The sequence below is a fragment of the Alteromonas sp. BL110 genome, from assembly GCF_003443615.1.
In the GTDB taxonomy this organism is placed as follows: domain Bacteria; phylum Pseudomonadota; class Gammaproteobacteria; order Enterobacterales; family Alteromonadaceae; genus Alteromonas.
Genome location: NZ_CP031967.1, coordinates 3,455,554 through 3,480,399, shown reverse-complemented (window position 1 = coordinate 3,480,399; position 24,846 = coordinate 3,455,554). Strand labels below are relative to the sequence as shown.

Annotated in this window: 20 protein-coding genes; 6 read left to right on the top strand and 14 right to left on the bottom strand. The window is 43.8% G+C overall.

Annotation, left to right across the window (positions count from 1 at the left end; all coding sequences use genetic code 11):
* Position 1 precedes the first annotated feature (1 nt).
* A complete protein-coding gene (locus D1814_RS15020; protein WP_118493683.1) occupies positions 2 to 415 on the top strand; it encodes a helix-turn-helix domain-containing protein in 414 nt (137 codons plus the stop codon).
* Positions 416 to 522: 107 nt separating this feature from the next.
* Here the strand turns inward: D1814_RS15020 and D1814_RS15015 are convergent, their stop codons facing one another.
* The 6 genes from D1814_RS15015 to D1814_RS14990 all read right to left on the bottom strand — a co-directional run bounded on the left by D1814_RS15015 (position 523) and on the right by D1814_RS14990 (position 6,238).
* Positions 523 to 1,701 carry an alcohol dehydrogenase family protein gene (locus D1814_RS15015; RefSeq protein WP_118493680.1) on the bottom strand — a complete coding sequence of 393 codons (1,179 nt, stop codon included), beginning with the start codon at positions 1,699 to 1,701 and terminating at the stop codon, positions 523 to 525.
* 130 nt (positions 1,702 to 1,831) lie between these two features.
* A complete protein-coding gene (locus tag D1814_RS15010; RefSeq protein ID WP_409049188.1) occupies positions 1,832 to 2,896 on the bottom strand; it encodes a YcbK family protein in 1,065 nt (354 codons plus the stop codon).
* Positions 2,897 to 2,937: 41 nt separating this feature from the next.
* On the bottom strand, positions 2,938 to 4,326 hold the full coding sequence (locus tag D1814_RS15005; protein ID WP_118493677.1) for a L,D-transpeptidase family protein: 1,389 nt from the start codon (positions 4,324 to 4,326) through the stop codon (positions 2,938 to 2,940).
* A 277-nt stretch (positions 4,327 to 4,603) separates the two neighbouring features.
* Positions 4,604 to 4,993: a hypothetical protein gene (locus tag D1814_RS15000; protein ID WP_118493674.1), complete on the bottom strand. Its 390-nt coding sequence runs from the start codon at positions 4,991 to 4,993 to the stop codon at positions 4,604 to 4,606.
* Positions 4,994 to 5,012: 19 nt separating this feature from the next.
* On the bottom strand, positions 5,013 to 5,501 hold the full coding sequence (locus D1814_RS14995) for a GNAT family N-acetyltransferase (protein ID WP_118493671.1): 489 nt from the start codon (positions 5,499 to 5,501) through the stop codon (positions 5,013 to 5,015).
* Between the two features lie 5 nt (positions 5,502 to 5,506).
* Complete coding sequence (locus D1814_RS14990; RefSeq protein ID WP_118495405.1) at positions 5,507 to 6,238, bottom strand: SDR family oxidoreductase; 732 nt, start codon at positions 6,236 to 6,238, stop codon at positions 5,507 to 5,509.
* Positions 6,239 to 6,389: 151 nt separating this feature from the next.
* Here D1814_RS14990 and D1814_RS14985 point away from each other — a divergent pair, with 151 nt between their 5' ends.
* Positions 6,390 to 7,883, top strand: coding sequence for an ATP-binding cassette domain-containing protein (locus tag D1814_RS14985; protein ID WP_118493667.1), 1,494 nt, complete (start codon positions 6,390 to 6,392; stop codon positions 7,881 to 7,883).
* A gap of 67 nt (positions 7,884 to 7,950) precedes the next feature.
* Here D1814_RS14985 and D1814_RS14980 read toward each other — a convergent pair whose 3' ends face one another.
* On the bottom strand, positions 7,951 to 9,258 hold the full coding sequence (locus D1814_RS14980) for a short-chain fatty acid transporter (protein ID WP_118493664.1): 1,308 nt from the start codon (positions 9,256 to 9,258) through the stop codon (positions 7,951 to 7,953).
* A 67-nt stretch (positions 9,259 to 9,325) separates the two neighbouring features.
* On the bottom strand, positions 9,326 to 13,459 hold the full coding sequence (locus tag D1814_RS14975; RefSeq protein WP_118493661.1) for a hybrid sensor histidine kinase/response regulator: 4,134 nt from the start codon (positions 13,457 to 13,459) through the stop codon (positions 9,326 to 9,328).
* A 377-nt stretch (positions 13,460 to 13,836) separates the two neighbouring features.
* Between D1814_RS14975 and D1814_RS14970 the strand changes: the two genes are divergently transcribed.
* Positions 13,837 to 14,178: a carboxymuconolactone decarboxylase family protein gene (locus tag D1814_RS14970; RefSeq protein ID WP_118493658.1), complete on the top strand. Its 342-nt coding sequence runs from the start codon at positions 13,837 to 13,839 to the stop codon at positions 14,176 to 14,178.
* A gap of 62 nt (positions 14,179 to 14,240) precedes the next feature.
* On the opposite strand, the gene D1814_RS14965 is transcribed toward D1814_RS14970, so the two are convergent.
* The 4 genes from D1814_RS14965 to D1814_RS14950 all read right to left on the bottom strand — a co-directional run bounded on the left by D1814_RS14965 (position 14,241) and on the right by D1814_RS14950 (position 19,419).
* On the bottom strand, positions 14,241 to 16,994 hold the full coding sequence (locus D1814_RS14965; protein ID WP_118493655.1) for a M16 family metallopeptidase: 2,754 nt from the start codon (positions 16,992 to 16,994) through the stop codon (positions 14,241 to 14,243).
* Between the two features lie 222 nt (positions 16,995 to 17,216).
* Positions 17,217 to 17,510 (bottom strand): YfcL family protein, encoded by a 294-nt coding sequence (locus D1814_RS14960; protein WP_118493652.1) that lies wholly within the window; start codon positions 17,508 to 17,510, stop codon positions 17,217 to 17,219.
* Between the two features lie 119 nt (positions 17,511 to 17,629).
* A complete protein-coding gene (locus tag D1814_RS14955) occupies positions 17,630 to 18,793 on the bottom strand; it encodes an ATP-NAD kinase family protein (protein ID WP_118493649.1) in 1,164 nt (387 codons plus the stop codon).
* Positions 18,790 to 19,419 (bottom strand): elongation factor P hydroxylase, encoded by a 630-nt coding sequence (locus D1814_RS14950; protein WP_232368898.1) that lies wholly within the window; start codon positions 19,417 to 19,419, stop codon positions 18,790 to 18,792. The genes D1814_RS14955 and D1814_RS14950 overlap by 4 nt, the downstream gene beginning before the upstream one ends.
* Positions 19,420 to 19,573: 154 nt before the next feature.
* On the opposite strand from D1814_RS14950, the gene D1814_RS14945 reads away from it, so the two are divergent.
* The 3 genes from D1814_RS14945 to D1814_RS14935 all read left to right on the top strand — a co-directional run bounded on the left by D1814_RS14945 (position 19,574) and on the right by D1814_RS14935 (position 22,028).
* On the top strand, positions 19,574 to 20,284 hold the full coding sequence (locus D1814_RS14945; RefSeq protein WP_118493646.1) for an FFLEELY motif protein: 711 nt from the start codon (positions 19,574 to 19,576) through the stop codon (positions 20,282 to 20,284).
* Positions 20,285 to 20,388: 104 nt separating this feature from the next.
* Positions 20,389 to 20,826, top strand: a complete 438-nt coding sequence (locus tag D1814_RS14940; protein WP_409049191.1) for an acyl-CoA thioesterase — start codon at positions 20,389 to 20,391, stop codon at positions 20,824 to 20,826.
* Positions 20,823 to 22,028: a retropepsin-like aspartic protease family protein gene (locus D1814_RS14935; protein ID WP_118493640.1), complete on the top strand. Its 1,206-nt coding sequence runs from the start codon at positions 20,823 to 20,825 to the stop codon at positions 22,026 to 22,028. The genes D1814_RS14940 and D1814_RS14935 overlap by 4 nt, the downstream gene beginning before the upstream one ends.
* 64 nt (positions 22,029 to 22,092) lie before the next feature.
* Here D1814_RS14935 and D1814_RS14930 read toward each other — a convergent pair whose 3' ends face one another.
* Together D1814_RS14930 and D1814_RS14925 are read right to left on the bottom strand one after the other, a co-directional pair.
* Complete coding sequence (locus tag D1814_RS14930) at positions 22,093 to 22,452, bottom strand: HopJ type III effector protein (protein ID WP_118493637.1); 360 nt, start codon at positions 22,450 to 22,452, stop codon at positions 22,093 to 22,095.
* A gap of 209 nt (positions 22,453 to 22,661) precedes the next feature.
* Positions 22,662 to 24,704 carry an NADPH-dependent 2,4-dienoyl-CoA reductase gene (locus D1814_RS14925; RefSeq protein WP_118493634.1) on the bottom strand — a complete coding sequence of 681 codons (2,043 nt, stop codon included), beginning with the start codon at positions 24,702 to 24,704 and terminating at the stop codon, positions 22,662 to 22,664.
* Between the last annotated feature and the right edge of the window lie 142 nt (positions 24,705 to 24,846).

The following is a 24,846-nucleotide window of genomic DNA, read 5'->3' as shown; positions in this document are numbered from 1 at the left end:
TATGGAAATATCTCAAGTAGCCAAAAAGTCAGGAGTGTCAGCATCAACACTTCGGTTTTATGAAGAGAAAGGTCTTATCAGTTCTATTGGTAGGCAAGGTATACGTCGTGTGTTTAGCCCGAATATACTAGAGCGTCTTGAGTTAATAGCATTAGGTCGCGCTGCAGGTTTTTCTTTAGAAGAGATTGCGGGTATTTTGGGGAACGAGGCAAAGCCTGAAATTGATCGTGAGCTACTACTGAGAAAAGCTAATGAACTAGACGGAACAATAAAAAAGCTCACAGCCATGCGCGATGGTCTGCAACATGCGGCAGCCTGCACCGCGCCAAGCCACTTAGAATGCCCGAGATTTCGTCGTTTGATGAACCTTGCCGGTGCGGGGGCAATAAAAGGTTTAGCATCGGGTAAAAAGTAAAACGAAGCGATTATGAGGCCCTGTTCATCGGTTGCACGCCCGCATAGCACAGGCGCTTGTTGGTTTCATGCGAAACAGCTCTACCTACCAGCATCGGAACGTAGAAATTATTTGTTCAAACTATCGATAAAACCCTGCTGCGATGACGTCTGCTTAGGAGGCAACAACACGATTTTACCCACGTGCTTTTTCTCAGAGAAATCTTTTTGGGCTGTAACGATATCTTCCAGCGGGTAAGTTCTAGCTAACATAGGTTTTATTTCACCGCGTTCGATATATGAAATAAGATTCGGGAATACCGGTTCATCCCACGCGGTACAGCCAATGAAGGTAAGATCTTTTAAATAAAAGTTGCGCATATCAAGGGTGACTATTGGCCCCGCGATGGCGCCGGAAGAAGCGTAGCGACCACCGCGTTTCATAACCACGGACATTTGAGTGAACCCTTCACCTGCAACGTTATCGATAACTACATCTACCGACTTTTCTCCTAACACTTCAACTAGGTCGCTGTTGCGTTCGATAACGCGGTCTGCACCTATTTCCTTAAGCACGTCCATTTTATTTTTACCAACAACGGCGGTAACTGTCGCACCACGGCGTTTAGCTAACTGCACAACAGCAGAACCTACGCCACCGGAAGCCCCAGTCACCAAAACATGCTCCCCTTTGGAAACACCGGCTCGATGAACCATATTTTCAGCAGTACCATAAGCACAAGGTATGGTTCCGAGTTCGGCATCCGACCAATCGCAGTCGACAGCGAAGGCTTCACTTGCTGTAATCTTTACGTACTGTGCGAAAGCGCCATCGAAGTCTGACGCCATCCAAATATTCTCTAATGAGTCCCAAGAGTCTTTGCGGATACAAGAACGTATCAAAATTCGCTCTCCGATACGTGTAGAGTCCACGCCTTCCCCAACCGCTACGATTCGACCACAACAGTCAGTTCCTTGAATAAATGGAAAAGGGGTTTGTTCATTCCACCCACCGTCTAACTCTTCTGCAGCGCTTGATTTCTCATCGTCATTCTCATCCAACGCGTCAGTGCCTTGAGTGACTTTAGAAGAATACCAACCTAATCGAGTATTAATTTCTGTATTATTGACACCTGCTGCTAAAACCTGAACTAACACCTCGCCAGCAAGCGGTTTTGGCATGGGAACATCGGTGTAATTTAACTGCTCATAACCACCGTTCGCCATGGTCACCACAGCCTTCATAGTCGTATCAAGTGGTTTTACATCGAATCTCTGCTTGTCGCCAAGCAAGTTAGTAATACTCATAATCTCTCTTAAGCTTCGAATTAATAACAATTAGTAAGCTAAAATAACGAATGCCTGTTGCTCATGCAAAGTAGCTACGCCAATCAGCTATATTTTAAAACGGTTGAATAGTATTTTAGATTTGCTGCACTTAAGGATTTCTCCACCGCGCTTTAATACCACGGGTATCAATATGAATAAATGGACCTCGGTGAGGTTTAGGTCCGTAAACCCCCATACCACCGATTAAGCCTTTATATTCACTGCGTTTATTAAGCTCTGCAATCATGTTGGCCATTACGTCAGCATCTTTAATATTCACTACCCCATCGCTGTTCAAATCGTCCATTCTGTAGTTACCGTCATTATCTACAAAAATGTCGGCTGCATCGCCATATACATGTCGACTAAATTTGACGTTACCGATTGCCTTATTATATTGGGGCGTTCTGTAGCCGCTCATTATTACCATGTTTGAAACATGAATATTTTTCATATTCATTTCTCTTCTAAGCATTTCGAGCTTTAAAAGTAGAGACGGACGAAGATACACGAATTTAGGGTAGCCAGAGCGCTGTTTACTGGTGAACTCTTTTAACTTGAAATGCGGAGACAATAGTAAGTCTTGGTTTTTCTGGGTAACTTCAATAAAGCCTTCGGGTTCAACGTAAACGTCTTTATTTTTAACTTCGCTTTCATCCGGATAGGGCCCTATATGATAATATTTTAAGCGTCCACCTTGTACTTCCTCGGCAGGAATCATCACAAATACATTTAACGACATATTGACCTGTCCGTCTTCGCTTCTTATTTCTAGGCGCTGCTCGCCAGGGGCATCTTTCGCCTGCCAATGCCATGTCATAGACTCGGATTTTGCAACCATTACGCCGTTTTCAAACAGCTGATAGGTTTTGTCCGGTTGCGGATAAATAATTTCTAGCTCTGTAATCTCTTCAGGCAATACAAATAAAGAAAAGACGTTGTAAGGCACCACGATATTATTGATCTTTAAACTAAACTCAGCATCCTCCAAGTGAGCTTTATTCTCAACGACAACTGGCTCATGTGGCGCTCCTTGAGTGCTTCTTTGAGAGACTTTTTTCTGAACCACCTCGGCATTTTTCGCATCTGCGCCCTGCGCAAGGGCATGTGCATAATGTGCGTTAAAAAGTAATGCGAATGCCACTACCGAAGCTATTAGGTTGTTCACTATCATCTTCATTTACCTTGTTACCACTGTTATTCGTTTATATTTTTTTACAGAGACGCTACCTGTGTAAGCGCCTTAGCGTCGCGTCTATCGCGCTGATAAATATCATTTCTAAAGTTCACGGTACCGTCTTGGTCAGCCCATGCGGTCCAATACACCAAATGAATAGGCAGAGGCTCTTCAAGGTGAAAGGTTTTTGACTGGCTTAATTCACGAGCTGTTATGACATTGTCCATTAAACTCTCTACGCCCTGCTCTTCTGCAATTAACTTTGCTAGTGAAAAAGGGTCTTCTAATCTAATACAGCCGTGAGACGCTGCGCGGTTTGTTTCACTAAACCACTGTTGATAAGGCGTATCGTGCACGTATACGGCGTGTCGATTCGGGAATAGGTACTTAACCTTGCCTAACGGATTTTTCTCGTTGGGAAGCTTTACTAAAAAATGATCAAACTGATAGGGCTTTATGTTTTCCCAATCGATTGTATCGGGGTCAACCAACTCATCATCAACAAAACTATTTTTACGAATAACGATGTTGTTTTCTTCTAAGTAATTAGGGTTGCCTGCTACTTTTGGGGCGATCTCTTTAGTCGCGATGGAAAGTGGTATACGCCATTCTGGGTTAACTACAAATTTTTCGATATGATCGCTAAAAGAAGGTGTAGCCCAACTTGGCTTGCCTACTACCACGTCTTTAGTGGCTTTTACTCTACCTTTACTAATATAACGAAGGCGGAATTCTGGAATGTTAACTAACACGTAAGCATCGCTGTCTTTTTCTTCGAACATTTCCAAGCGTGTTATATTCAGTGCTAATTGCTGCGCTTTCTCATCTGCCGACACATTTAATGCAGCAAGCGTCTTTTTGCCTACTACACCATCTACTAGAAGGCCATGACGGCGTTGAAAATCTTTTACTGCATTTTCGACATCTTTATCGAAAATGCATGGCTTGGAGTGAGTCGCTGTTAATGCATAAGTACAATTTCTACCTATCGAGGTGTATTCTCTGCCTAAACGAGCGACTATTGCACTTACAGCTTGAGCTTCCTCTTCACTGTAGGTAGGTGTTGCATCTGCTGAAGCCTTTCTCAATGCACCATGTTTAAGAAGCAAGTCTTCGTTTAAGGCTTCCCAACCACCTTGCTGAGCTATAGAGGAGTAAAAAGCATAGGCACTTTTCATTTGCTTTAACTGTGTCTGCAAAACAGAGTTGTTATTTGTCTGTTCTAATGCTTTTGGCGAGGAAGTAGAAACGGTCGAGGCAACACCTACTAAAGGCAACCAGAAAGATGCAGCAGCAATAATGAGTTTTTTCGCTATGCTAGAAGTTCGCTTTTTAGGCGCTAAAAAGCGACCAGAAGGGTTCACTTCCAATTGATCACTATGGCGCAATTGAACAGTATGCTTGACGGCTCGATGTTCGGTTTCCATTTTTCCTTTCCTTGAGAATACACACATAGGCAAGGTCGCAAAACAAGTGCCAGGGAATAACAAAAAGCACAACCTACTGAAAAATATAAATTATTTGTATAAACAGGAAGTGAAAGGCTTTAGATAACAGAATTATTATGTGTAGGTAATTCAGCTTTTCAGTAAGATTTTTACGGGAAAAGGTTAGAAAATCGCCGTAAAACTTACAAAGAAGTAAGTTTGAGATGTGTTAGAAAGTATTAGCACACTTACAAATCATATTTGTTCAAAGCGAAAGTCAATCACCACTGGAAACTAATAAAAATCTATAGCACCATTCACTCAAACCAAGTATTGCTACAAATAAGCACTCTGCACTAATAAATAGTAGAGCGAAGATGCTCGCTTGTTCGTAATAAGTGAGAAGAAACCCTACACATGTAATCGCCCAAAGAAAGTTTGCAATAGCTAAAGCTGCTACTTCGTTAAGTGATCTATTGCGTATAAAGGCAAGCCTTAATGCGTATATGCCATAGCATACATTAGCACCCGCTAAGAATAGAATGAGCCCTTTCGGCAGTTGGTAGAAGTCGCTCGCTATATCTTGGAAAAACAGAAGCAATAGGCCAACACTCGTTCCTGCGATACCATCAATATGAAGTATGTATTTACCTAAAAAAGCTTTCATCTGTGCTGTAAGGCTTAACCTATTTCAATGTGGCATAGATATGGCTATCGTAAAAATGTCCGTTTTTAAAAATGGCGCGTTTCAATATCGCTTCCTGCTTAAATCCAGAATCTAGCAGCAGCTTTTGCGAAGCAAAATTGGATGAAAATACGCAGGCAAAAATGCGCTCTATATTTGTGTTTGAGAAAATAAGCGCAATAATCTGGCGCAGCGCATCGCGCATAATGCCTTTTCGCCAATGTGATGAACAAAGCCAATATCCAACTTCTCCAGACCTTTCGTATTCAAAATGACCGGGGTTAATACCAATACACCCTACTAACTCGCCCTCATACTCAACAGCTTTTATAAAACCGTCTTTGCTTCCCTCTTGAACCCACCACATAGCATCTTCTTTTGTATAAGGGCTGGGAATTTTTGTCGAAAGATATTGAGTGACCGACGGTTGATTCAAAATATCTACCAGTCTACCTACATCGCTCATTTTAAAATCTCTGAGTGTTACCATGCGCTTTACTTCCCACCCGCTAAATCAATAAACGACCCAGTAACATACGAAGACTGAGATGATAGAAGCCAGGCTATCGCCTGAGCGACTTCGTCAGCTGTACCGCCCCGCTGCATAGGAATTTGTGAGCTTAGCCGCTCTACTCTGCCAGGTTCACCGCCATCCGCGTGAATGTCGGTTTTGATAAATCCAGGCCTAACGCTGTTCACACGAATATTTTTTGCGGCAAGTTCTAAAGAAAGCCCTTTGGTGAATGAATCCATAGCTCCTTTCGATGCGGCATAGTCTACGTATTCAAAGGGCGCACCTGTACGAGAGGCTATGGATGAAACGTTGACTATTGCGCCACCCGTAACGTTTTGTCTGACAAAAGCTTTTGAGCACAAAAATGCACTAAGCACATTGGTATTAAGTGTTTTGGTAAAACGCTCAGCACTGACATTGATAAGCTCAGTTTTGGTAAATAAAATGCCCACATTGTTTACCAAATGCGTTATTTCACCCCATTGGCTGTTCACAGTCTCAAACATGTTCAGCACTTGTGCTTCATCTGAGACATCGGCTTTATGGGTAAATGCAACGCCACCACTTTCGGCTATCGACGCGCACACCCTATCCGCAGCATTTTTATCTGATAGGTAATTAACGCAAACCTTATAATCTTTACTTCCTAGCAGTTTAGCGGTTGCGGCACCAATACCACGGCTTGCTCCTGTAACAATGATTACCTTTGTCAAAAAAGTCATTCCCTTATCAAGCATCCAATGCTGCATTAACCTTATAAGACTAACTTACCAGCTGGCTCCGTCTTCCGAAAGTCTTATTCACCATTGACAGGTAAACAGAAAACTTCACAATAGTTCTACTTCTTATCCACTCGCAATCATAATGCTGTATCTTTCCGAATTTCAAACAAAGCTTTCTAATCAATATATTACCCCTGCGTTTTCGTTAACGCTACATAATGAAAAACCACCCTCGCATTACCTGATTGCAGGTAGAAATAGTAGCGGGAAGTCGCTCTTAATTTCATCACTAGCGGGTAACGGTAAAGTAGAAAGCGGTATTCGCGAGAGTAGTTCTCTTGTTGCGGAAGTATCGGTATTTAAGCAACAGGCGTTAATTGAAGAAGAAAAACAAAAAGACAGTGCGGATATTTTAGATGTAATCGCTGAGCCAACACAGGTACGCGAGTTATTCTTACGCACCAATGAGGATTATCAAAATCACCCTTATTACAGCGAACTTACTTCTGCGTTGAGAATTGAACATCTATTTGATAGTGCTTTCCTTTCGCTGTCGACGGGAGAAACCCGCAAGGTAATTATCATGCTAGCGTGGTTGAGCGATGCTCCAATTATTCTGCTTGATGAACCTTTCGAAGGCTTAGATGTTGAGGCGATTAATGCATTTAGTCGCTTTCTTGTTTCTCAACAACAAGCCGCACTGGTGCTGACCGCCAACAAGCTTGCAGACATTCCTGAGGGCCTTCACGCACAACTCATTGTGATGGACGATCTAGCTATAACGTGGAAATCTGACGGCACACTTAACTATGATGACTTGCGCTCAGAGTTAAGCACTTGGTTTGCCCTAGAATCTGATGATATCGATGTACCCGCTGCGCTTAGCGCTAACGACCCAAACGGCAAGGATCAAAACCGCAATGACCAAAATCATAATAAGCAGAATAGTGAACTTGATTCACTACCCCATACCTTAATTCAGCTGAATGACGGCTTTGTGCGTTTCGATGAACGTACTGTATTTGAAAAGCTTAACTTTACGCTGAATAAAAATGAGCATTGGCAGATAACCGGCCCGAACGGGTCAGGTAAAACTTGTTTGCTTCAAATGTTTACTGGTGATAATTCCCATTGTTATACCAACGACTTAACAATGTTTGGCATAAAACGGGGGACTGGCGAAAGCATATGGGATATTAAAAAGCACATTGGAATTATGTCAAATTCGCTGCACATGCAATACAAAGTAAACGCAAGTGTTGAACATGTAATCATTTCTGGCTTTCACGACAGCATTGGTCTATACACTCGCCCAACGTTGGCTGAGCGAAACGTAGCAGAACAATGGCTTGCTGTACTGGGCTTACAACAGAAGAAGAATACACCGTTTCAGTCGCTATCGTTTGGCGATCAACGATTAGTGCTTATAGCGAGGTCTATGGTAAAACACCCTGCACTGCTTATATTAGATGAACCCTGTAACGGTTTAGACGACTTCAACCGCCAAAAAGCACTTAAGCTTATTGATATATTGGCACAGGCTGGCACCAGCACGCTCTTGTACGTTAATCACAATCCAGAAGAGCGCATTCCCAGCATTCGCAACACCTTAAATATGAAAGACTATAATGTTTAGGTCTGAAGTCTTAATGTTTAGCTTTTGAATATGCCTTGTCTAAAAATCAGCGAGACAAGGCATATTTTTAAACAAACCTTAAAACAAGCGAGATAATAACGCCGGTTACGATAAGCTGAACTAAGCAAAATCCCATTATATCTTTGGCTTTTAGGCCCGCTATGGCGAGTACGGGTAGTGCCCAAAACGGCTGAATTAAGTTCGTCCAAGCATCACCCCACGCCACTGCCATTGCTACCCTATTTACTTCCGCACCCAGTTCAGCGGCCGCGGGTAGAATTACAGGAGCTTGCACCGCCCACTGCCCTCCTCCCGAAGGTACGAAAATATTAACAATGCCTGCACTAATAAAACTCCATACGGGCAAAGACTCGGCAGATGCAAAACTTATTAGCCATTCTGACATAGTCTGCGCTAATCCAGATTGCACCATAACCGCCATGATGCCAGCATAAAACGGAAACTGTATTACAATTCCGCTGCCGCCCTGAACGGCTTGCTGCAAACTATGTAAAACATTGCGTGGCGTACCATGAAGGACAATAGCAAGAAAAAGAAATAACGTATTAACGATGTTTAGGTTTAGCCCGCCGCCAGAAATAAAATAGTTTGTAAGGTAAGTAAGCCCAGCGAAACCGACAAGTAAACCGAGAGCTTTGCTGTTTTCAAGTCTATCGGCGGGTCTTTCGTTTGTCGCTGAAGGTAAAGCATCGTCTTGTAGCTTTGTGCTATCCACAATCACGCTTTCAGATTGAGGGGGTAGCATAAGGCGATTCACAAGAGGGATAACCACAAACATAATCGCCAACAACAGTAAGTTGAAGCCGCTAAAAATAGTCTCGCTGGTACCAATTACGCCTATTTGTGTCTCTGAAAAGTGCCCCGGTGTTGCAATAGTTAACGGTACAGAGCCCGCTAAGCCGCCATGCCATACGACAAAACCTGAATATGCGCTCGCCACCAATAGTCGATAATCTACCGACACTTTTCTTGCAAGTGCTTTGGCGAACAGTGCACCTACAACTAGCCCAAAACCCCAGTTTATCCAACTTGCTGTAAGTGACACTAAAGTAACCAGTACAATAGCGCTTCCTGGGCTTTTAGCTAGTCGGGCGAGACTTTCAAGCATTGTTTTGACTAGCGGCGTGCATGCCAGCATAAACCCGGTTACTAATACCAAGAGCATTTGCATTGAGAAGGTTAGCAGCCCCCAGAAGCCGTCTCCCCACTGTTGAACTGTGGTAAGTGGTGATTGGTCTTGAATGACCACCGCAAAAACAATTGTTATGAGCGTCAACAATAAAACGAAAATATAAGGGTCGGGAAGATATCTTTCGACGAGTTTTACGAAGGGTTTTGATGCACGATTTAGCATTAACGCTCTCACAACTTGTTAAAAACTTGTTGCATATTAACGCGTTTACCTCCTCGTTGGCGAGAGGCTAGTTTATTTTGCTAAGCCACTTCTGTAAGGTTGAAGTTACCTTTTGGTGATCGATAGGCTTTGTTAGAAAGTCGTCCATACCTGCTGCCATGCACATTTCTTTATCGCTCTGCATGGCATTGGCCGTCATCGCAATAATAGGCGTACTTTTATAGGTATCTCCTGCCGCCCCTTCACGAATGCATCTAGTTGCTTCAAACCCATCCATTTCAGGCATTTGGCAATCCATAATAATTGCGCGGTATTGTGCTTCAATCTTGCAGCTCTTCAACATGTCTAACGCTTCTAAGCCGTTGTTTGCCACATCTACCTGATACCCTTCGCTTTCGAGCGCGTTGGTAGCAACAAGTTGGTTTATCGCATTGTCTTCAACTAACAAAATGCGCTTTGCTTCAACAGTAAGAGGGCGATTTTCGGTTTCTAGCTCTAGTAGAACCTCATCTGGATGTTGATCTAAAAAATTTGCAGCACCCATACGTAACTGCCGTGGATGCACATCGTTTTGCGTGCCGGGTTTACCTACCGTATTTTCTAGTATTCTTAGTAAGTCTGAAGTCGTTATGGGTTTGGGCAGACATTCGTCAATCGGCAGCCCTCTAAACTCACTATAGCTATCGACATCGCTTAATTTGGTCATAAGAATAGTACGACTGCACCTTAAGTTTTCGATACCCTTAAGGTTCAGTAATTGATTGCCTTGCTCGTGGTCATCAACGACTTTTTCCAAAAACAAAATATCAATACTTAAAGGGTCTTGTTCACTAATCTCATCAGCTAAGTAAAGCGTTGCAGCCTCTTCTAATGACGATGCAGTTAACGCATTCACACCCCACAGCCCAAGCTGATTTTGGATTGCGTGCCTTGTAGACGCATTGTTATCCACTATTAAACAACGCGTGTTCTCTATAATAAGTTCAGGTTGCAGTGTCGTGCTTTCCTTTGAGCCCGTAACTTTGCATATAACGTTGAAGCAGCTACCTTTGCCAAGCTCTGACGCAACGCTTATGTCACCACCCAATAAATGACACAAATTCTTTGTAATACTTAAACCAAGTCCTGTGCCGCCGAAGCGCCTCGTTGTAGACGCGTCTACTTGGGTGAAGGCGTCGAACAAATGAGGAAGTTTGGATTCCGGGATGCCTATTCCCGTATCTTTTACAGTTAAGTGCAGCATAGCTTCATTTTCAACATCACTTGGAAGCAACTTTGCTGCAATGTATATTTCACCCTGTTCAGTGAATTTAACGGCATTGCTCAAGAGATTAGTCAGAATTTGTTGAATTCGGTTTGGATCTGAATATATCTTTGTTTCGCTGATCTCAGAGACATCAACGACTAATTCTAGATCTTTTTCTTGGGCTGAGTGCGCTACTGATAGCGCGACACTTTCCACTAGCTCCCTTAGGTCAAAATCTACCGACTCTAGTTCAAGCTTGCCTGCTTCTATCTTTGAAAAGTCTAGAATGTCATTAATAAGCACCAGTAGCGAGTTAGCACTGGTTTTTGCAATACTCACACGCTGGCTTTGTTCTACTGTAAGGTCACTTTTCTTCAACAGACCAAGCATGCCCAAAACCCCATTCATTGGTGTCCTAATTTCATGGCTCATATTGGCGAGAAATTCAGACTTCAACTTAGTGGCTTCTTCAGCGCGCTCAAGCGCTTGTTTTAAATCGTTCGCCTGCGCTTTTAGCGATGAGGTTTTTTCAGATACTTGCTGTTCTAGTGTTTGAACAAAGCGTTTTTGTTTAGTAATTTCGGTTTGCTGTAGACGAGTACGCAGGTAAATCACCAAAACCACGATACCTAACAAGAATAAGGCGTAGAGGGTATATGCCCACCAGGTTTTCCATGGCGCTGCAGCCACATGTAAATTCAACGATAGGGTATCATTACCCCACTCACCATTTGGTTTCATTGCTTTTACGAGCAACCTGTAGTCTCCCCCATTTAAGTTGGTAAATGAGACCGAAGTATGATTTCCAATATCAATCCAATGCTCATCATATCCTTCTAGCTTATAAGCAAAGTGGGCGTGCTTAGGATCTGAAAAATCCAAAAGCGCAAAATCTAATGAGAAAAAGTAGTCTTCATAAGAAAGGTCGATATCAGTAACATAGGACAGTGGCTTATTAAGCTCTACTGTTTCTCCCATTTTGTTAAAACCTGTAAGAACTATGTTTGCGCTAACGGCGTCAATTTGTTCTCGGTTATATTTGAAGTACTCTATCCCCCGCTGGCTACTCGTAAAATAGGTATTCTTACCCGCTTTAATTAAGCTATCTGAGTAAAAGTTTTTACCTGCCAAATCTGTGGCACTGTTGTAGCTAACAACATTTTGTGTGTCAGGATTATAAAGAAAAACACCTTTATTGGTGGTAAGCCACAGCCTGCCGTCCTCGCCATCGGCGATAGCTCTTATTAAGGTGGTGGGCAGCCCATTCTTTTCATTGAAATGCTTAAAGGATTTAGACTCGGCGAAATACTGGTGCAACCCCCTTTGGGTAGCTATCCATATTTCTCCATCATTCGTTTGGTGGATGTCTTCCACAATGCTATCGACCAAACTTCCCTGCTGATCCTTTGCGCCACTAAAGAACGCGAAACTTTCATTTTCAGCTGACCACAAATTCACACCTCCGCCCGTGCCAACCCACATATTGCCGCTGGCATCTTTATATAGGCTGTGGATTTCTGGGTGCGTTAAACCGTCTTTAGTTGTGAGGTGCTTAAATTCCTCGGTATGCTTGTTGTAAATGTAGATACCGTGCTTATAGGTACCAATCCAAACGTTGCCATCATCGTCTAGTTCAAGTGCTCTGAATTCACGAAACTGACGATAATTACTGTCAGTCTTAGGGTATTCAATGCGTCTTATTGCTTTAGTACGTCGGTCAACTCTAGCCACAAAATCATCTTGTGCTACCCACAGTAACCCATCGTGATCTGGCACTATAATAGGTCTTTCTATAACCCCACGATCTTTATAGCCTTCAAGCTCTTTAAATACCGAGTCGTACTCCTTTTGCAAAAGCTCTTCTTTCACTTTCCATTTGAACACGTCGGCGTTTGCCGTGACGATAAGTACATCGCCTTTTTTATTGCCATTTTTATCGACGTTATCAAGTGCGATACCACTTGGTGCGGTTAGTAATTCACTATTAATTTGTTTAATTTTGCCGCGAGGGGAAAATTTAAAAATCCCATGAACCTCACTGGTAATCCACTTGGTTTTAGTATGGTCTTCAAAAATTATGCGAAGACCGTTTTCATAACCAAAGTCAACTTTTTCAACATAGTTCCCTTCTCCAGTATGACGATATAGCCCCTCTGTAGTGACGAACCATATTTGACCATCATGGTCCTCAAGCATTGAGTTTACCTGACCTAACGGTTTACCTTCTCGTGTGGTTTGAGCCAAGAACACACCAGAACTGGGGAAAAATAAGAAGGGCCCATTTTGCGTTGCGACGAATAGCTGGTGTGAAGATGTGCGAAGTAAGCTACGTATTTCATTTGCCCCTGTTGCCGTTTTATTTTTTGGATCCGGCAAATAATGTTTGGCAATTAACGTTTTTTTATTAAGTAAATTCACCCCATAACTGGTTGCTACCCACAGACTATTAGCGTCGTTATCAATGATGTCCCAAATGCGGTTATGGGAGAGGCTATTTTGATCACCTTGTATTTTTTGAACTCGCTGAAAGCGTCCATTACCTAAAAAACGATTAAGCCCTTTGTCGTAAGAGCCTAGCCAGACATCACCTGCATTATCTTGAAAAAGTGACTGAATTCGGTTTGATGATAAGGAATTTGTATCACTAGGCACGTTTGAGTAGCGCTCATACTGCCCGATTGTAGGATCGTATTTGTTAACCCCCCCGCCCCACGTACCTATCCAGATATTACCCTCTGCATCCAGCATCAAGTTACCCGCGTCGTTGTGAGAAAGGCTCTGTTCGTTTTCGCTATTCGACTCAAACAGCTTTACGTTGCGACCGTCGTAGCGCATGACACCATTTTCCGCAGTACCAAACCAAAGGAAGCCTTGACGGTCTTGGACTATTGAATAGATTTCTGACGAAACAAAGCCATCTTCAGCGGTCAAAAGTTCGACAGCATATTCATTCATCAGCTTGCTCGAACCTGATGCGAGCGCAACAGTAATACACACTACATTTAGAAGAGCTATTGCAAACACGCGAATGGGTGAGAGTAAAAGTTTTGTCGTGTTCACCAGAAAGGAAATTTTCAAGTTAAGAATCGAGTTACTAAATTAAACTTCGGTAACTGTAGTGCATGTTACTGTCGCTAACCATTCTACAAAAGGCGCATTTGTCACAGATATATAAACCACTATTGACCTGAATCATGTTGCTATTAAGCCACAGGTATATGATGAATGGTGACATTGACCAACGAGGCTAGTAGATAGCCTCTTTTTACGCGCTTTTGTGCTGCAAGAAAAAAGACATGAAAGCCCGATATCATTCATCTTAGGAGAACACCATGACAAAGTCATATAAAGAAATTACCGATAGCTTAAATCCGTATCTGGCTGAGGTTAAAAAAGGCGTACCAGAAGTGATGAAAGGGTTTTCTGATATGGCCAAAGCAGCGACTGCCGATGGAGAATTGGATAAAAAAACCAAAGAACTTATCGCCCTTGCGATTGGTATCGCAACGCGATGTGATGGCTGCATAGGCTTTCATGCTAAAGCATTAGTGCATTTAGGTGCTACCCGTGAAGAAATCGAAGAAGTGTGCGGTATGTCCGTTTACATGGGAGGCGGCCCATCATTTATGTATGCTGCCGATGCTTTGCGGGCATTTGACGAATTTAGTGAATAATTTTGAATAAAAAAGGGCCGAGAAATTTCTCGACCCTTTCGTTCTCTTTGCAGTGTCGCCTATTACAGTGAATTCATGCTTTGAACACTGACAGGTCCAAGTTCCGCTGCTTCAACATCCGCTTTGATTTTTTCCGCATCACCAATGATGATCCAAGTCAGTTTTTCCGGATGCAGCACCTCTTTCGCCGCACTACTTAAATCGTCTAAAGATAAGCCATTGTACTTTTCGACCAAAGACTCTGGATAATTATATTCTCTATTAAATCTCTTGCTCGATAAGAGGCTATACATCACCGCATTGGCAGTTTCGAACTGACCAGGCAACGAGCGGACTTCATCCAATCGAGCTCTTTCCAATTCATTCGCCATCGGCGGTTTTTCCCCTATATATGCATTGAGCTCTTTTTTGAGTTCAAGCAGAGACGGCCCTGTTTTATCGGTTTGCACTGGCGCATACACCATAAACGGCCGCTGCCCTCTGGCGTCTTGCAGGAAGGTATACGCACCATAAGACCAGCTTTTATCTTCGCGTAAATTCATATTCACGCGAGCAGTGAAAGCGCCACCTAATGTTTGGTTCATAGCATTGATGGCTATATTATTGTCAGCCCCTGTTGGAGGCGCCAAATGCGCGGCCAGAATAAGTGACTGTTGCGCACCTGGGCGATCAATAATAATCGCTTGGCCTTGGTCGGGCATTGACGCTTCAGTAATTTGTTTCGCGCCCTTGTCGCCTTTGACTTTCCAACGGCCAAATTCCTTTTCCAGCATTGGCTCAATTGTATCCAATGTGGTGTCACCCACTACAAAAATTGTCGCGTTATCAGGGCGTAGCCACGTATTTTTAAAGCCAACTAGATCGCTTTGCGTAATTTCTTGGACGTCTTTAGCGACACCTGTACCGGTAAATGGTATGCCATAGGCATGATCATCACCATAAATGAGTGGCGGAAGCAAAGTCAGCGCGATACTTACAGGACGCGTTTTTTGCTGTGCAATATTGCTTAATATAAGGGCACGTTGACGTTCAATCTCTTCTTCTTTAAACGTGGGCGATTTCAATATATCCCCCAATAGCGCCAAAGAAGGTTCCATGTTTTCCGTCAACATCGACATACTAACTGTGGTGGTGTCTAGATTTGAACCTGCATTTAAATTCGTTCCCAACTGTTCAAGCTCTGCAGCTAGTTCTAAGGCATCGTATTTACCCGCCCCTTCGTCGAGCATCTGCGTGGTGAAACTCGCAAGCCCAAGCTTGCCACCCGCATCGGCAGCATAACCTGCATCAAACTGTACAGCCACATTAACTAATGGAACCGTAGAGCGTTTTGCAAATACTACATTAATACCATTGGATAGCGTAGTTTCTGTCACTTCAGGAAAGCTTAATTTGGTTTCGGCATTAATCGATGGTAAACCTGAACTACGGTCTACACCTTCAGTAGATGCTGTATGCTCAATAAATGGCATAACCGTAATTTGGTGCCACCCTTCTTTCAACCACTTATTCGCAGCCGCTTTAACGCCTTTGGGCGTCGCCTCTCCTAGCTCCTCTAATTCAGTTTTGAAGTAGTTAGGGTCGCCAGCAATAAATTCTCCACTGGCAAGAGTATCGGCTTTACCACCAAAGCCCCCTACCTCTTCGAGCCCTCGAATGATTGAAGCGCGTTGTTTCGTCGACACAAGCTTAACTTCGTCTTTGCTCGGTCCTTTGCGTAAGAATTCGCTGATGACGTTATCAATCTCTTTTTCGACTTTAGCCACATCAACGCCGTCTTTTACGTCAACCGTCACACCGAAGATAGACGCCATTTGTAGCTCGTAATTAAACACCGAAGCATTGGTAGCGATTTGCTGATCGTAAACAAGTTCTTTGTAAAGACGTGAGTTTTTGCCATCCCCCATCACACTTGCGGCGATAAAAAGATCGGTTGCAGTTGAAGATGTATTTTCAGGTGAAACCCAAAGACGATAAATACGCGACTGTGGTACTTTATCTTGGATCACTTCCCGGGTGTTTGCACTGCGTTTCGGTACCCATGCTTCCCACTTAGACAGTGCGGGGCCCGGTTCAATATCTGCAAAGTATTTATTAACTAAAGGTTTGGCTTCTTCAGCGTTAATATCGCCACTTAGTACCAATATCGCATTGTTGGGCCCATAATATTGGTTAAACCAGCCCTTCACGTCGTCTAAAGAAGCTGAGTTAAGGTCTTCCATAGAGCCTATTACCGTATGGTGATAGGGGTGCCCGACGGGAAATAAGCCTTCAAAAATATGGGTAAATACGCTTCCATAAGGCTGATCTTCGCCTTGGCGCTTTTCATTTTGTACAACGCCACGCTGTTCGTCTAACTTTTCTTGTGTAACCGCACCTAACAGGTGCCCCATACGATCAGATTCCATCCATAGGATACGGTCAAGAGCGGGTGTCGGTACGGTTTGAAAATAGTTAGTACGGTCAAAGTTTGTAGTACCGTTGAGGCCTGTGGCCCCGGCTTCTTGAAGCGGCCCGAACCACTCGTCATCATAGTTCTCGGTGCCGTTGAACATTAAGTGTTCAAATAAATGCGCAAACCCAGATTTACCCTCTGGCTCATCTTTTGAGCCCACTTTATACCACACCGCCACAGCAACTACTGGTGCTTTACGGTCTTCGTGAACAATTACGGTTAACCCGTTATCAGTAGTAAATTTTTCGTAATCGATGTTGATATCGTTCTTGGCAAACGCTGAACTAATCAGCGCACTGCTTATAGCCAGCACACCTACGCTCACTTTCAAGCGCTGGGTGAGATGCTTAAGTACAGTCATGTCGTCATCCTTAATATTTTTATACCAATCCGCATATTATCTGCGCTGAACACCAGAATGTGCTAGGCACCACAAAGCGGCCTTACGCCTGTACTAAACATAAACCAATCTGGCTGTTAATAAAGGGCTGTGATACAGAAAACTGTAACGGATTGTAAAAGAGGGAAAAACGATGAGCGGAAGAGATAGTTCTTATGGAAAGACAGATAAGGAAAGTCGCAATTACATTGCGACTAACCGCGCCCAAAGTGCTTTGACTTGCTGAGCGTCATTACTTTCTAATTCGTTGTTAGCGAAAGCATTATTAAGACTTTCCAGCATTTTTTCATTAAGCATCCCAACGGTAGCGCCTTCTTGCATCTCTAGTTGGCGTGCCTCTACCGCGAAATGGCCTTGTAAGTAGCTGGCAATAAACAATTCATCATCACTACCGTGATTTACCACGTCATCAAGCGATGCCTCAATATCTGCAATAGCTTTAACGACACTTTCTGGTGCTGCAGCAGGTGGTAACACGTCTTACTCCTTTCTGTTGTTAATTTCAGTTCTTTATTTCTAAATTTCAATTCCCATTTAGAGATAATAAAATTTGGTTTTAAGGCAATGAATCGCACTAGTAATATTGGGCTGAGTCTTTAAATTCCCTGACAAAGCACTTTATCTTTGTAGCCCGTTATCACCGTAAACGCGCCTGCTAGTTCAGTGTCTAGTGCTGCGTCGCTTGAGTCTAACCGAAGCGGCTTGCCGTTTAACGCCTGTAGTTTTTGTTTAGTGGCAACGACGAGCATGTTTTGTTTGCCAACTTGACGAATAAACGCTGGGCTTAACTGTTGATTTCCACGCCCCAAAATGTGGCCTTGACCACCAATAACCGTCAAAATGACTTTCGTGGGATTGCCTTGTGTCAGCGCAATTAGTTCGCTGGCAGTAACGTCACTTGCGATTAGCTCACCTTGCTTCACCACATCAACGCCTAGCAAGGTGTTATCTAAGCCGAGGAACTCCATGACAGCGCCTACCGTAGAGCCAGAGCCCATAACAAAGTAAGTGTCAGGCTCATCGTCCATGATTTCGCTCACATAAGCAGCAAGGTCATCAAGCACCAAAGCCTCGTCTTCTTTGCCGCCCATTTTTACAGCTTGAACATAAGTGAGTTCAGCAGGCACACGCATTTCACCGTAATGTTTAGCAATAACTTTTCCGTCACGGAAAGCGTTTTCGTCAATATCTCGAACTTCAGCATCCATTTCACTTACAAGCTCGCCTGCAATCATTTGACTCACTACCTGACCTGCTGCTGAGGGCGACACGCAGTAAACGCCAGAATGGATTTTACAACCTGCAGGCACACCTAGCACGGGCACCTGAGTCCCCACTACACTACAAATATTTCGCGCTGTACCGTCGCCACCTGCGAACAGCAGTAAGTCAACGTTGGCATCTACCATTGCTTTGGCTGCGCGCTCTGAGTCTTCACCTTCAGTTTGTGCGGCATCAGCTGTGTAGATTACTTCATAAGGAATACCTAGAGATTCACATATGGTCTCGCCCATATCGCCTGACGCGGTCATGACAGTAAATTGCCCGGATAGAGCTTCTAGAATACTAAGCGCTTTGGCCATTTTTTCGTTGGCTTTTTTCTCTGCGCCCATCGCGAGGGCTTTTTCACGAATTTCAGCACCATCGCTACCTTTAAGCGCAAGCGCTCCGCCAATACCGGCAAAAGGGTTAACTATAACGCCTAGCTTGAATATAGGCTTGCGCTCAGACACTGATTGACTAGTGCTAACTTGACTCATTCAGCAACAACTCCTATCCCATAACCTGTTTCGCTTTTTTCTAAATTTGATGGCGTATTTCCAGCTTTCTTATGTCCTGCTGTGCTGCTGGGTAAAGTAGACAACTTACTTTTGCCAAACACAGATGACAGCGCGTGTATAAAACGTTCAGCTCGTGGTGGAAAGCCATTAGCTTTATAGGCTTCTAGCTGAGCAGCCACGTTTCGGGTAAAGCCTTCTCTGTCGGGCTCAGCACCATTTAAGTTATCTGTACTTACCTGAAACTTTCTGCCTGCCGCTTCTGTAAACGCCCACTCGATAGCCTGAGGCTTGATTTCTACTTTTTCAAAGTCAGCTTGCTGCGCTGCATCTCGCCCGTCTGGACAATACCAGTAACCGTAGTCTTCTAATAGTCGGCGCTTTTCTCCCGCAATACACCAGTGCGCAATTTCATGCAAAGCACTTGAAAAGAATCCATGAGCAAACACGATTCGATGGTAAGGCTTTTCAACGCCTGCAGGGAGGTAAATGGGTTCATCATCACCTAAAACCAAGCGCGTATTAAAATCTTCAAATGTAGAATTAAACAGCGCTATTAACGCGGGAACGTCGGGGTCAAACAAAGCGTGATGACTTGCGATCTTCATGGCGGTCAATAAGTTCTAAACGAGTGAGCTAAATCAATGGCGGTGGAGTATACCAGTAAAACTTTGTCTTCTCACTTGAAAGGCACGCATGCTTAGGTCAATCTAGGTTTACAGCAGCGAACCAGTCATATTAGTTCAACAGGGAGTTTCGCATTTGGCGCAAGAGATCATTAAACATATTCATCGGGTAAATGCCCTTCGTGATTTAGCTAATCAGTTGGGTGTAATGCCTATCATTCATCAACTGCAACATTGGCAGTGTAAGCGTTTACTGGTCACTCACGACGACTTGGCAAAGCAAAAGCGCTATCAAAAAGCCATGGCGTTTTTTGTAGATGAATTGTACGGGCCAAAAGATTTTAGCCAGCGCGACGCCGACTTAGTTCGAGTTATTCCTAAACTCGCAAAAGTATTGCCCGACAAAGCCATGAACGCTATGGACGACGCATTATCGTTAAATGCACTTTCGTTCGATTTAGACATGGCAATGGCCCAATATCTACAAAGCCATTTTCCTGGTGAGCCCATCAACCGAGACAACTACGCCTTGGCTTATCGTAATGTGGGCAGGATGGAAGATAGAGCGCATCAAATCGACATAATTTCTCATTTGGGCGATAAACTCTCTGATGTAATAAAAATTCGTGGTATAGGTATGTTAATTTCGTTATCTCGTCGCCCAGCTAAATTAGCCGGGTTACTAGCTCTGCATGAGTTTTTAGAGCGCGGGTTTAATGCTTTTAAAGCCCTAGGCGATGTACAAAGCTTTATACAACCTGTTTTAGTAAGAGAAAAAGCAATAATGCAATTATTGTTAAAGGACGATTTGGCCTTACCAGAGGAAAACCCATTGCCTGTTTTGTAAGTTGCCAAAACAGGCCGGCGAAAACAGCGATGCTGGGCTAACAGTAATGTAACAGCCAGCATAAAAACAACGTATACAATTGAGGAAGAAGTTTGAGCTCCACCATGCGTGATTGGATGTTAGATAACCCCTATGTACAGCAATGGCATATTGATGAAACACACATCGATCATTATCAACACGTGAACAATGTGGCGTATCTGTCGCAATTAGAAAGCCTCGCATGGGCCCATTCAAACGCCCTTGGCTTACAGTTTGCCGACTATCAGGTGCTAAACCGAGGTATGGTGATCAAGCGTCATGAGCTTAACTATCATCTGCCAACTCATCTTGGTGATACGTTAGAATGCGCCACTTGGATAGTGCATTGTGATAAAAAACTTACCTTGAAACGCCAGTTTCAATTTATCTGCACTAAGCGAAATAAAACCGTATTCGATGCTATAACCACATTTGTATGCGTTAGCCTTGATACAGGCGCCCCTAAACGAATGCCTAAGCAATTTGTGGATATATACGGCGAGGCTTGTATATCCAAATGAGAACCTGGCTAGCGGCAGTCCTTCTATTCACTCTTTGCGTGTCGTTAAGCATGAATATTTACCTCTGGGTTAACCTAAAACAGCACAACGACAAAGCTTATGAATTAGAGGCTAGCTATGAACACCGTCTGGAAGACAATGCTAAGCACAATAGCGATGTAAATATAGAGAGTAAGGAAAAGCCCTTTACCAATACTCGCTCTCGCGACTTTAAAGGGGTAAATACGCCATCTAGTAAAATAAAAGCGCTAGGTGCCTCTTCATCTCAAATAGACCAAGACCGGCTATCAGCACTAACAACATTACTTAATAACGGGCAATATGCATTACTTGCCACTGAGCTTACAAACAATTTAAAAATTGACCCGCTTAATGAATCTTTGCTATTACTAGAAGGTGAGCTAATTGAACTAACAAAGCCGCTTCCGACGGCACTCGTACATTATTACGATTTGGCTGAACTGCCTCTTTCAAGCGAGACGCTCACGTTTATAGACACAAAAATTGCTACCTTGTATCAGCAGGCGCAGACTCAATTGAGTAAAGACGAACAATGGGAACTGGTGGCTAGGCTAAATGAACCCTTGTATCAGCGCATACCCGACGCGAAACACTATACCCTTAACTTGGCTGAAGCTTACGCTTATCAGCAAAAGCTTACGTTAATGGAAGACGTGCTTGCTGCCCTTCCATCTAACGACAGGGACGCTAATATCATTCGCAATAAAGCCTATGGCATGCGCGATATGGCCAACATAGATAACACGCCAAGCGAAAGCGAACTAGCGCCATCAGACGTTGATGCCGCGCGTTATCAAACTCGCGTAGCTTTGCAGCGTATTGGCGATCAATACCGTCTTGACGCAAAAGCGCTTAACCAGAAAGCCAATATGATTTTAGATACGGGAGCCAGTACTACCGCGATATCATCGCGATTATTTGCTCGCTTGGGCCGTATGCGAAACCTCACGTTCATTGGCAACTTCAATGTTAGAACTGCATCAGGAACTATCGAAGCTCCACTGGTACAAATACCTCGCTTTTATTTCGCTGGATACGAGTTTAATGATGTATCTGCCATTGTTCTCCCCGAAGACGCCCTACCCGATGCTGATGGTTTGCTGGGAATGAACGTATTAGGGCAGTTTGACTTTGCGATAATGCCGCAGTCTAGCGAGTTGAGTTTAACCAAGCGTAATTAACGCTATTTACGCTATGGCGAGAGTTTTACTACTTTCGCCTTTGAAGCGACTATGGTGTGGTGCCTTAATTTTGCAGCTCAACTAAAGGGAATGTATCAAACACTACGCCTTCATGCCCTGTTTTCATAAAGTTGCGGATATTGGCGTGGTCGTCACCGTTAGGGTTATTGAGTACATCTTCTCGATAAAAACGCCCAAATAAGGCTAAGGTTTGAGCTTGGTTTAGGTTTAAATACTGACCAAGTGCGAGTAGTTTGCAAGAGCCGTTGTTCTGGTTCGCTTCGTTTTTCACATCACCATTGGTGAAAGCAGTGGGCGTGAAAGTAAATGCGCTATCGATAAGTGCAATAACGTCGTTAAATTCGATAGTATCTGGGGAATTAGTAACTGCTTGAACTAAGTCCTGGGTGTTGCTGTATGCCATGTTTATCTCGAAAAAAAGAAAACGATAATAACAGGTCTAAGCTACCATCAAAGACTCAAACAGGTCTGGTTTCGTTATTTTCATAAAAAATAGCAGCCTTCGGCTGCTAAATGAAATAAACCCCTCCGAAAAAAGAGGGGTCTATAATGAATCTGAAGCACCTATTGATGAGGCGCTTACATTTTTAATCGCGTTTCTGCGCTAGACAATTAAACCGCTGCGCACACTCGCGTGCCTTGGTCGATGGCGCGTTTTGCGTCTAGCTCTAACGCTTCATCAGCTCCACCAATTAAGTGATAAGGCATGTTTAAGCCTTCAACGATATCTCGCATTGGCTCTTGGCCTGCGCAGATGATGATGTTATCCACCGGCAATACTTGGCTATTGCCTTCTACCGTAATGTGTAGCCCTTCATCATCAATTTTATCGTAGCTTACACCTGGGATCATAGTAACCCCTTTGGCTAGTAAGCCTGCTCTATGCGCCCAGCCTGTTGTCTTACCTAAACCCGCGCCAACTTTTGTTGTTTTGCGCTGTAATAGGAAAATTTCTCGTGGTGAAGGTTCAGGCTGTGGCTTAACGCCTTCAATGCCCGCTCGAGCAGAGAAGGTCATGTCAATGCCCCACTCTTTCATAAATGCAGGAATATCTTGGCTTGGCGTTTCTTTGCCATGAGACAAGTACTCAGCGGTATCAAATCCAATACCACCAGCGCCGATAATGGCTACTTTATTGCCAACAGGTTTCTTTTCTTTTAATACTTCAATATAGGTGAGTACTTTTTCGTGCTCAATACCTTCAATCGCTGGCGTACGCGGTTTGATGCCAGTCGCAATCATGACTTCATCGAACCCTTCATCGTTTAGCGCGGCAGCATCAACGTACGTGTTTAGCTTAACCGTAATGTTTTTATGAAGCTCAATTTGGCGTTTGAAATAACGCAGCGTTTCGTAAAACTCTTCTTTACCTGGAATTTGTTTGGCAATATTAAATTGCCCACCAATTTCGCTAGACGCATCGTAAATCACAACGTCGTGACCGCGCTCGGCGCTGGTCACTGCCGCTGCTAATCCAGCCGGGCCTGCGCCTACCACCGCTACACGCTTTTTCGTTTCCGCAGGTTTAACGTTTATTTCAAGCTCGTGACAGGCACGTGGGTTCACCAAACAGCTAGTCATTTTGCCGTTAAACACATGGTCAAGGCAGGCTTGGTTACAGCCAATACAGGTATTGATTTCATCAGCTTTATTTTGCTGCGCTTTGCGCACAAAGTCAGGGTCAGCCAAGAATGGGCGGGCCATTGATACCATGTCAGCATCACCGCGAGACAGCACGTCTTCAGCAACTTCAGGCGTGTTAATACGGTTTGACGTAATTACTGGAATTGATAGTGCTTCGCGGAATTTAGCCGTTACCCACGTAAATGCCGCTCGGGGTACCTTTGTGGCGATGGTTGGGATACGCGCTTCGTGCCAACCAATGCCAGTATTAATGATAGTTGCTCCGGCTTTTTCAATTTCTTTACCAAGTTCTACCACTTCATCGTAAGTAGAGCCGCCTTCCACAAGGTCGAGCATGGACAAACGATAGATGATGATAAAGTTTTTACCTACCGCCTCACGCACGCGGCGCACTACTTCAATGGGCAAGCGGATGCGATTTTCGTACTCGCCGCCCCACTCATCGTCGCGGTGGTTTGTGCGTTTTGCTATAAACTGATTGAGGAAATAGCCCTCAGATCCCATGATCTCAACACCGTCGTAACCCGCGCGCTGGGCTTGGGTTGCGGCAGTAATGAAATCTTTAATTTGCTTTTCAATTTCTTCAGCTTCAAGTGCTTTTGGCTTAAACGGGTTAATTGGCGCTTGTACCGCAGAAGGAGCTACAAGCTTAGGGCTATACGCATAGCGGCCCGTGTGCAGAATTTGCATACAAATTTTGCCGCCTGCAATGTGCACAGCGTCAGTTACTTCTTTGTGGTTTTTAACCGATTCGTCTGTATCTAAACGAAACGTTGATGGATGGGTAGCACCCTCTTCATTTGGCCCTATTCCGCCTGTGACGATAAGACCTACGCCGCCTCTGGCACGTTCGCCATAAAATGCTGCCATACGTTTGTGGCCGTCGGGTAGTTCTTCTAAACCGGTGTGCATAGAGCCCATTAGAACGCGGTTTTTAAGGGTAGTAAAACCTAAATCTAACGGGCGAAACAAATGTGGGTACACGGGATGATCGGTAACGGTCTGATTCATGATACATTCCTGAAAGTCGTTTTGGCCTAATAAAAGCCATTAAAATGCCTGTATAAACGTTCTTATCTAGTGCGCTCTTTGTTTGATGGCGCGTTATAAATTAAATCGTTTCATAAACTAAAAGTGTGGAGGTTCAAACTGC